6 protein-coding genes are annotated in these 9,996 nt (G+C 40.9%); 4 read left to right on the forward strand and 2 right to left on the reverse strand.

All coding sequences use genetic code 11. From position 1 onward, the window contains the following. Positions 1-55 precede the first annotated feature (55 nt). Together ABZB17_RS16100 and ABZB17_RS16105 are read right to left on the reverse strand one after the other, a co-directional pair. The gene (locus tag ABZB17_RS16100; protein ID WP_320111348.1) at positions 56-754 is read right to left on the reverse strand and encodes a response regulator transcription factor; all 699 of its coding nucleotides are present in this window, start codon (positions 752-754) and stop codon (positions 56-58) included. 159 nt (positions 755-913) lie between these two features. After that, positions 914-1,951 carry a cell wall metabolism sensor histidine kinase WalK gene (locus ABZB17_RS16105; RefSeq protein WP_303920639.1) on the reverse strand — a complete coding sequence of 346 codons (1,038 nt, stop codon included), beginning with the start codon at positions 1,949-1,951 and terminating at the stop codon, positions 914-916. Between the two features lie 198 nt (positions 1,952-2,149). Between ABZB17_RS16105 and ABZB17_RS16110 the strand changes: the two genes are divergently transcribed. The 4 genes from ABZB17_RS16110 to ABZB17_RS16125 form a co-directional block, all read left to right on the forward strand. Beyond that, positions 2,150-4,420, forward strand: a complete 2,271-nt coding sequence (locus tag ABZB17_RS16110; protein WP_372651539.1) for an anion permease — start codon at positions 2,150-2,152, stop codon at positions 4,418-4,420. 656 nt (positions 4,421-5,076) lie between these two features. Continuing rightward, positions 5,077-7,338, forward strand: a complete 2,262-nt coding sequence (locus ABZB17_RS16115) for an anion permease (protein WP_372651541.1) — start codon at positions 5,077-5,079, stop codon at positions 7,336-7,338. A gap of 316 nt (positions 7,339-7,654) precedes the next feature. Continuing rightward, positions 7,655-8,401 carry a hypothetical protein gene (locus tag ABZB17_RS16120; protein ID WP_372651543.1) on the forward strand — a complete coding sequence of 249 codons (747 nt, stop codon included), beginning with the start codon at positions 7,655-7,657 and terminating at the stop codon, positions 8,399-8,401. Between the two features lie 558 nt (positions 8,402-8,959). Then, a partial coding sequence (locus tag ABZB17_RS16125) for a nucleoside hydrolase-like domain-containing protein (RefSeq protein WP_372651545.1) occupies positions 8,960-9,996 on the forward strand: 1,037 nt, incomplete at its 3' end.

Below are 9,996 nucleotides of genomic sequence, written 5' to 3' on the forward strand. Positions count from 1 at the left end.
TAGAGACAAAAAAAGGGACTTTAAAAAGCCCCTTTCGTTATAATATCTTCTTTTGTTATTCAACAAATTTGTAACCAATTCCTTTGAGCGTTTTAATGTGCTCGTTGCCAATTTTCTCGCGGAGTTTACGAATATGAACATCGATTGTCCGGTCGCCAACCACTACATTTTCGCCCCAAACCGAATAGTAAATCTCCTCGCGGGTAAACACTTTTCCGGGTTTCGAAACCAAAAGCGAAAGCAATTCAAATTCTTTTCGTGGCAAAATCATTTCGTTGTCGCCAATACGAATAAGGTAGCGTTCTTTGTCAATAAGCAGGTTGCCAATTGTTACGGTGTTGGTGTCAACCACTTCAACAGGTTGTGTAGCTTCGCCGGTACGTTTTAGCAGTGCTTTCACGCGGCTAACCAAAACTTTTGGGCGAACCGGTTTGGTGATGTAATCGTCGGCTCCGGCCTCAAAGCCTGCAATTTGCGAATAGTCTTCGCCACGCGCAGTTAAAAAGGCGATAACGGTACTGCTTAGTGCAGGTATTTTTCGAAGCTCCTCGCACGCGGCAATTCCATCCATTTCCGGCATCATTACGTCGAGTATAATGAGGTGGGGTACCTGTTTTTCAGCAATCTTAATTGCTTCCACACCATTTCGGGCGGTAAATACCTCGTATCCTTCTTTTTCAAGGTTGTAACTCAGAAATTCGAGGATATCCAACTCGTCATCAACCAGTAAAACTTTAAATTGATTTTCACTCATAACATAAAATTCTTGACAAAAGTAAATGCTGCTTATTACAGAACAATTAACTTTCCTTTAAACAAAAAATAAACACGAATCTAAAATAGTGCTTAATTGAACCAAAATACAAATTAATAGCCACTCTTACGTTTTTTTTTACGGAAAGTTTTGATTGGGCTACTTTTGCTTTTCGAGTGTAAAATTGAATGTGGTTCCCTGATCGAGCACACTTCGCACGTTAATAGATTGATTATGAGCTTCGATAATGTGTTTTACAATTGAAAGGCCAAGTCCGGTGCCTCCTTGCTCGCGCGAACGCGACTTGTCGACACGGAAGAAGCGCTCAAAAATACGTCGAAGGTCTTTTTTCTCGATACCAATACCGTTATCGGCAACCTCAACAATTATATTGTCCTCTAAATCGTGAAACGAAATGTTTACGTAACCGTTTTGTTTGCCGTATTTTACGCCGTTAACAATAAGGTTGGTAATTACTTCGAGAATACGCTTTTTGTCGGCACGCACATAAATGGGCCTGTCGGGTTTGTTAATGATCTGCACTGTGATCTGGCTTTCCGAAGCTTGCCAGTGTTCCATTTCAATAACTTCCTCAACGGTTTTTACAATATCAAAACGGGTCATGTTTAGCTGCAACTCTCCCGATTCCAGTTTGGTGATCGATTCCAGGTCTTCAACAATCGATACCATACGGTCGATACTTTTTTCTGTGCGTTTCAGATACAGTTTATTGATTTTGGGGTCTTCCAGGCCGCCTTCCAAAAGCGTAAGAACATAACCCTGGATATTAAAAATTGGTGTTTTTAATTCGTGCGATACGTTTCCTACAAAATCTTTGCGGTATTTCTCCAGCTCTTTAAGTCGTTCAATTTCTTTCAATTGCGTTTTGGCCCATTCTTCAACCTCGTTTTTTACGTTTAACAGCAAACTGTTCGAGTCGATTTTTTCTTCCATTTTTTTTCCGCTCAGCGGTAAATCGCGAATGGTATTATACAAGGGGCGAATACGATCGATAATGTATTTCTTAATAATGTATAAAATGGAAAAGTAGGCGGCTACCGAAAAGGCTAGTGTAGAAATGGTTATAACCAAAATATTCTCGCCAAAGTAGTGTGCCAGCAAAGCGATACCAAAGGCCAGCAAGGTTAAAATAAAGGCAACCAGTGAGGCAAGGAATTTCGAAGAATATGTTCTCATTTAATAATATTATGTTACGTACTGTCTGTTGTTCGAAAATCGAACGTTACAAATTAAGGTTTCAAATGCCGTATAAAAAAGTGGTTATTAATTGGTTAATGGTAATTTCATGGTTAGTTAATATTTTATTAATATTACAAAACGATTAAACTTTTTACTTGCTTTATATTTGCCGACCTTTATTTAAAACCAAATTTAATGGAAAACTTTTACCTGATTCTTGTAATTGTACTTTTTGCATTAGCTATTTCAGACCTGATTGTAGGTGTAAGTAACGATGCAGTAAACTTCCTCAATTCGGCTGTGGGTTCGAAAGCAGCTCCAAAATGGGTGATATTTCTAATGGCCAGTTTAGGAGTGCTGATTGGGGCTACATTTTCAAGTGGAATGATGGAAGTAGCCCGAAAGGGTATTTTTCATCCCGAGATGTTTGTCTTTTCCGAAATCATGATCATTTTTCTGGCAGTAATGATAACCGATGTGATTCTGCTCGATATGTTTAACACATTCGGAATGCCTACATCTACAACCGTTTCAATAGTTTTTGAATTACTCGGAGCTGCCGTGGCCGTATCGGTTGTAAAAATTAAGGCTGCCGGAGGCTCGGTATTAATAGAGCTGTCTCAATACATTAATTCGAGTAAGGCACTTGCAATTATTACGGGAATTTTACTCTCGGTTTTTATTGCTTTTACGGTTGGTGCAATTGTGCAATATTTTACAAGAATGTTATTCACCTTTAATTACCGCGGAACAATGAAATATTTTGGTTCAGCTTTTGGGGGATTGGCTATTACTGCAATTACTTATTTTATTGTGATTAAAGGAATGAAAGGATCAACCTTTGCAGGTATAGAGTTAAGTAGTGGGGAAACAATTCAGGATTGGGTAAAGCATCATACAGGATTAATGCTGATCTATAGCTTTGGTTTTTGGGTCGTATTTATTCAGCTGTTGAAATGGATTTTTAATATAAAAATATTGAAGGTTGTGGTGCTGGCCGGTACATTTGCGCTGGCTATGGCTTTTGCCGGAAACGACCTGGTAAACTTTATAGGTGTACCGCTTGCCGGTTACAATTCGTTCCAGGCCTGGATCGCTGACGGAGCAACTAATCCTGATACCTTCTCGATGGCAATGCTTGCCGGAAAAGTAGGAACACCCACCTATATGCTACTTATCGCCGGGTTGGTAATGATCGTTACGTTGATTATGTCGAAAAAGGCAAAGTCGGTAATAGCAACATCGCTTGATTTGTCGCGTCAGAATGAAGGTGACGAACGATTTGGATCATCGTTTGCAGCACGTGTTATTGTTCGAGGAGCTACCAGGTTTAACAATCGCTTTTTAATGTTATTACCAAAATCTGTTTCCGAAGGAATTACCTCTCGTTTTGAACCACATTCGTATGTTCGTGAAGACGATCAGGATCCGCCTTCGTTCGATAAGGTTCGGGCATCGGTAAACCTTGTAGTGGCAAGTATTTTAATCGCCATTGGTACATCGCTTAAATTGCCTTTGTCAACCACATATGTAACTTTTATGGTGGCAATGGGTACTTCGTTATCCGATCGTGCATGGGATCGCGAAAGTGCGGTATACCGTATCTCGGGAGTTTTTGCCGTAATTGGGGGCTGGTTTTTAACCGCCTTAATTGCTTTTTCTGTTTCAGGACTTGTGGCATTACTCATTGCTGTTAGCGGTAAGTTCATGATCTTCGTTTTTGTTGGGGTAGCGATAATTATGGTATTCCGTACTCATATCATAATGAAAAAACGTGATCAGCTGCAGGCGGAAGAAGACGAAGTTATTGAAGATGCTGATGCGCAGGAAGAGATATTGGAGAAGAGTTCGAGACAAATGATAAAAGCTGTAAAATCGAGCGACGAGGTGGTTAAAGAAGGGATTAAATACTTCTTAAAAGAAGACCGGGCAGGCTTGAAAAAAGTACAGGAAACCTCACGAAAATTCTCGAAACGGTCGAAACGAAACCGCGACAAAGTTTATTCAACGATTACAAAATTGGCAGAAGGCCCGTCGGATACCAGTCACTTCTATGTGCAAATGATGGAGCACAAACGCGAAATGGCACACGCCGTGCATTTTATGTTGGAGCCTATGATTAAGCACATTGAGAACAACCATAAACCGTTTATTGAAGAACAGCATACGGAATTAAAAGATGTTGCGGGTAATATTGATCAGTTCTTTAAATCAGTACTGAAAGATATTGAAGGAAAGACATTTGACGACATTGATCAAATTATTGAAGAGCGCGACAAGATTCTGGAACAAATTTACAAGATGGAGAAAAACCAGATTAAACGTATTAAAAATAAGATGGTTAATACTCGAAATTCTCAGTTGTTCTTCAAATTAATTTCGGAGATGGAGTATTTGTTATTACACACTATAAACCTGATGAAAGCGTACCGCGATTTTATCACCAATACAATTCAAAAGAATTAAAAATCAATGCATAGTATTTTTTTAAGCCGGAATAGTTATTCCGGCTTTTTTTCTGTAAGTCTCCCTTATTCCCATGTGTATTGCCATTTAGATTTCGTCCGGAAGAACCATCTGGCTTCGATCGGCTGGTTTCACCGGACGATTCCCCTTCGTTCATTATAATCCGGAGCTACACAACGGGTTAATCACCTTCGACGCTTTCAGCGCCATAAAAGCTTTGAATTCTTATATCGCTGTTCATGTAACTCGTCTTAACTCTGTAATTCTGTTCTATATCCCGAAGGGATAAAATATGATTAACCATGGGTGAAACCCGTGGTTAATAGGTAAGTAAATAGCAGGCGCGATCAATAAGCTGTTCGATGCTCGGATGTTATATGCGCCTGTTTATCTGACTATTTTCATGAAATGCTGTAAACCGGCCTCTCTTTAATTTTTCTTGATAATTCCCGTGGATTCTGAATGTTTTTTATTATTCGTAATTTGAAATCGATTATTGTTTATTTATATATTGCACCTGAGAGGCGAAAATGTAATCAAAATGTAATCAAAATGTAACAAAAATATTCCGTTTTTGGAACACCTTTGCCAGCGATTACAAAATGATTAAAGTTTTAAGTAGATTGTTATCAGACAGCATAATTAAAAACAAATAAATGGAAAATTTTTATTTAATTCTGGTAGTCGTTCTTTTTGCTTTGGCAATTTCCGATTTAATTGTTGGAGTAAGTAACGATGCAGTTAACTTTTTAAATTCTGCAATTGGATCGAAAGCTGCCCCAAAGTGGGTTATCTTTCTAATGGCCAGTATTGGTGTACTGGTTGGAGCGACATTTTCGAATGGAATGATGGAAGTAGCCCGTAAGGGTATTTTTCATCCCGATCAGTTTTATTTTGCCGAGATCATGGTCATATTTCTGGCCGTAATGATCACCGATGTAATTCTTCTCGATTTGTTTAACACCTTTGGCATGCCAACATCAACAACGGTAAGTATCGTTTTTGAGTTGCTTGGATCGGCCGTGGCAGTTGCTGCCGTTAAAATCAAAGGGATGGGACTTTCGGTAGCTGCCGAATTGTCGAATTACATTAACTCCAGTAAAGCGCTGGCAATTATAACGGGTATTCTGCTCTCGGTGTTTATCGCATTTAGTGTGGGGGCACTGGTAATGTACATCACCCGTTTTATCTTTTCGTTTCGCTACCGCGGCCCAATGAAATACTTCGGGTCGGCATTCGGAGGACTTGCCATTACGGCAATAACCTACTTTATTTTTATTAAAGGAATGAAAGGGTCTTCATTTGCAGGCGTTGAACTGGCATCGGGAGAAACCCTTCAGGATTATTTCAAGCATAATGTTGGATTTATATTACTGGTAAGTTTTGGTTTTTGGGTGGTGTTTATTCAATTGCTGAAATGGATATTCAATATTAAAATCCTTAAGGTTGTTGTAATGGTTGGTACGTTTGCGCTGGCCATGGCCTTTGCCGGAAACGACCTTGTAAACTTTATTGGAGTCCCGGTAGCCGGATTTAAATCGTTCCAGGACTGGATGGCATCAGGTATGCCTGCCGACCAGTTCTCGATGGCAAATCTGGCCGGAAAGAGCAGTACTCCGCTTTACATGCTTATAGTTTCAGGTTTGGTAATGGTTATTACCTTAATCATGTCGAAAAAGGCACGTGCCGTTACCGAAACAGAAATTAACCTTAGCCGCCAGGATGCTGGCGACGAGCGTTTTGGTTCGTCACTGGCTGCACGTGTAATGGTGCGCGGTTTTACCAATTTCAACAAAAAAGTACAAAAGACGATGCCGGCGGCAGTTGGCAATACGTTAAAATCAAGGTTCGAAAAACATTCGTATTACAACGACGATGCTGAAGCTCCGGCATTCGATAAAATCCGTGCATCGGTAAACCTGGTGGTAGCCAGTATTCTTATTGCAATTGGTACTTCGTTAAAATTGCCACTTTCAACTACCTACGTAACCTTTATGGTGGCAATGGGTACTTCATTGTCCGACCGTGCCTGGGATCGTGACAGTGCCGTATACCGTATTTCGGGTGTGTTTGCCGTAATTGGCGGTTGGTTTTTAACGGCTTTAATTGCTTTTTCGGTGGCAGGATTAATTGCCCTGATTATCTCGCTTAGCGGTAAGTTTATGATCTTCGTATTTATTGCAGTGGCCATTTTTATGGTGGTACGAACTCAGATTCTTTTCCGTAAACGTGCTCAGGCAAAAGTAGCCGAAGAAGAAGATAATATTAAGGACGAGGATGCAACAGAAGATATTATTGCCAAAAGCGCCAAACAAATTTTAAAAGGCCTGGCCAATACTACCGATATACTTGAGGTGGGTATGCAAAGCTTTTTAAACGAAGACAGAGGCGGCCTGCGTAAAGCCGAAGAAGCCTGCAAAGTATTGTCGAAAAAAGCGAAAAAGAACAAGGATAAGGTGTTTAGGATTGCTGAGAAACTGATGGATAGTTCGTCAGAAACAACACACTACTATGTGCAAATGATCGAGCACAAACGCGAAATGGCACACGCAGTGCATTATATGCTAAGCCCGATGATTGCCCATGTTGAAAACAACCACAAACCATTTACCGAAGAGCAGGCGGCAGAATTAACCGCTACCATCGATAAGGTAACTGCTATTCTGAAAAAGGTAACGAAAATGGTGAAAAATCAGAGCTTCGAGGGTATTGATGAGCTGATTAAAGAAATAGACCTTGTGGTTGAGTTGTTGCGCAAAAACGAGAAACAGCAATTCAAACGTGTGAAACAGCAATTGGTAAACACACGCAATTCGCAGTTGTACTTTAAAATACATACCGAATTGGAAAACCTCTTGCTGCATTCGATTAACCTGGTTAAATCGGAGCGCGATTTTATTACCAATACAAGAAACTAGAAATAGTAAACAGATAGAGAAAAAGGGGAGGCGCAAGTCTCCTCTTTTTTTGTTTATTGTTTGACGACAAACCTGCGGTGAGCGATTGTATCGCATTCCGTTTTTTGAAACCACAAATAGCAAAAGTCCGGGGCTGTATACAATACTTTTATACAGCCCCGGACTCTTTTATGCGCTTAGGTTGTGTGCAATACATCTCCAGCACCCTGCTACAAAACATAAAAACAAATTTTGCATATGTTTACTATTAGCCCTAAATTGAGCTGAATTACATGTTAAACCTCGTATCCCCGATACGAATAAAATCAAAAAAACCATGTCAGACCGACAAGATTACGATGCATGTTACGATGCATTTATGGCCCTTCCGGCCGAAGAAGTAAAAGCACCTGGAATTCCTGTAGAAAGTGCAATTCAGGAGAATGAAAACCTTTATTTATGGAGCCTCGACGACAAGACTGAGCTAACCGGCGCAGGTTTACCCGAAACCACTATCGATTCGTTAACGGTGCGCAACGGTGCCTGCCGCACAGCCGAGGCCATGTGGAAACGCGAACAGCATACGCCACAGGATGCCCAAAAAGAATGGGAAGAGCGGGCACCGGTAGCTTACGAACTGCACGGCCGCTTGCTGCACGATTTCCGGTATGCTTTCCGTAACGACCCGCGCCTGTTAACAAAGGTGAGCGACATAGCCGACGGAACCGGCGATGCCGATATGATTCAGGATTTGAGCAACCTGGCCGCCCTGGGTGAGGCCAATCCCGAACCATTGGCATTAATTAATTTCGATGTTACCTTACTTCCGCTGGCGGATACTACTGCCGACGAACTGGCCATAGTGCTGGCACAAGCCAATGGCGAAAAGGAAATCGACCACCAGGTAAAAATCGTCCGCGACCGCGCCTATACCTATATGCAACAAGCTGCCGACGAAATTAAAAACTGCGGACGCTATGTGTTCTGGAAAAACGAAGACCGGCTAAAAGGCTACCGCAATATTTACAGGAATAAAACCTATAACAGGAATAAATCCGGTGACAATAACGACTCAGGGGAATAGTGTTAAGTATAGTAATTAAACAGAACGAGGCAGCACATTTGTTGTCTCGTTTTTTTTGTAAGAAAACTGGAACACAAATAGCAAATTGACAGAAATACGACTGTTTTTATCGTTCCTACACTGTAAAATGATCGTCCTACATGTGTAGGACGAGACAAATGTAATGTAGGAGATGGTTCTGACGGTGTAGGACGCCTGCTTTTCGATGTAGGACGACCAATTATTGGTGTAGGAACGGTTATTTTCGATGTAGGAGCACATTTTTTCGGCGTAGGACAGCCGAAAAGCATCTGCGGACGAACTTTTTTAAGCAGCGGAAGGCTCCTGCCAATGGTAGAATCTATTTTTAACGTCCCAAAAGCTATTTACTAAAATAATAGCTACATTTAAGCCTCTAAAAATTAACGCCGTTGAATACGCGCCCTGAAATAACATTACAAATAAGCAGTAACATAAAACATGAACATATCCAGCAATATATGGTGGGTAGAGTTGAAAAATATAAACAGATAAGTAAGTTAGCGTTCAAAAGTGGTGTGTATACAAAAGAATTAAATTATGAGGTATTTATATCGGAACCTGGCAATACTATTTTTAGTTCTGGTCGTTTTGGCAGTAACGAGCTGCAATTCGAAGTCAGAATCAAACACGACATTCGATGTAATAATCGACACCGATTTAGGAGGCGACCCTGATGATATTCAATCATTGTTCAGGGCAGTTCATTATAGCGATATATTGAAAATTAAAGGAATTGTTTCCACCCCCTGTACGCAGATAGACGCCCACCCCTGGGACACGATTCCCCGGGTAGAATTAATCTCTTCCTGGATAAAACGGATAGATGTTGATCATCTGCGTCAAAACGGGTATAACGATCTGATGGATGAAAAAACACTTTTGGGCCTGGTTACTCTTGGCTCGGAACATCCCGGTTTGCCGGCTCCCGAAAAATCCTCTGAAGGATCGCAATGGATTATAAAAACCGCACGTAATTACACGAAGGAAAACCCACTTTGGATTCTTGTATGGGGAAGTATAACAACAACTGCACAAGCGCTGTATGATGCACCTGATATAGCTGACAAAATTAGAATCTACTACATTAGTTCTTCAAACACTCTACATGATACCGCCAGCCGAGACTTCATTTTTGATTTCATGCAAAATAAATATGCTGAATTATGGTGGATAGAGAATGGCATTCTTCCCCGGGGAACTCATGAAACATTCAGAGGCGTTTACCAGTCGGGATTGCAGGAAGGAGAGTGGGCTTATACCTCTTTTGTTGATCACAACATCAGAAATCATGGGTCGGATCATAGCGGTTTATTTGCCGAAAAGTGTGGAGATGTATTTCCGGTCGCCAACTGGCCAAAGAACAGTTTGAAGGAGGGCGATAGTCCTTCCATTTTATATTTAACATCGTCGGTTGTCGGAAATGTCGGGGATGTTGATGACCCTGGAAAAGAAAGCTGGGGTGGTCAGTTCAGGCATTACGATGAAGGTAAATTCCCTAATTATTATGTCGACCTGGATTTGCCTGCCTATGAATGTCAATGGACTATTGGTAAATGGCGATACGATTTTTTGAA

Source organism: Draconibacterium sp. (assembly GCF_041583095.1).
Lineage (GTDB): Bacteria > Bacteroidota > Bacteroidia > Bacteroidales > Prolixibacteraceae > Draconibacterium.